The organism is Parachitinimonas caeni (assembly GCF_030129945.1).
Classification (GTDB): domain Bacteria; phylum Pseudomonadota; class Gammaproteobacteria; order Burkholderiales; family Chitinimonadaceae; genus Parachitinimonas; species Parachitinimonas caeni.
In genome coordinates, this window is sequence record NZ_JARRAF010000277.1 from 1 (window position 1) to 255 (window position 255).

Consider the following 255-nt stretch of genomic DNA (forward strand, 5'->3'; position numbering starts at 1 on the left):
GAATGGCAACGAATCTGGAAGGAGTATTACAACGACTGGAAGATTCTGAGCACCAGCAAGAATCCGCAAACCGGCTGGCGAGCCATCGGTGGCTATAGCGTCACTGGCTGGAGTTTCGAGCTGACTGGCCGACTGCAAGCCAAGTATCAGCAGACCATTACCGTCCCTAACCAGGCAGCCTGGGACCTGCAACCGTTCCGTATCAACTTCGCCGAACCGGGGCTGTCTGGCTATTCACAGTTGGTGGATGCCCAG

General features: G+C 56.1%; 1 protein-coding gene. It reads left to right on the top strand.

Annotated elements, in window-relative coordinates:
• A partial coding sequence (locus PZA18_RS24680) for a hypothetical protein (RefSeq protein ID WP_284103525.1) occupies nt 1-255 on the top strand: 255 nt, incomplete at both ends.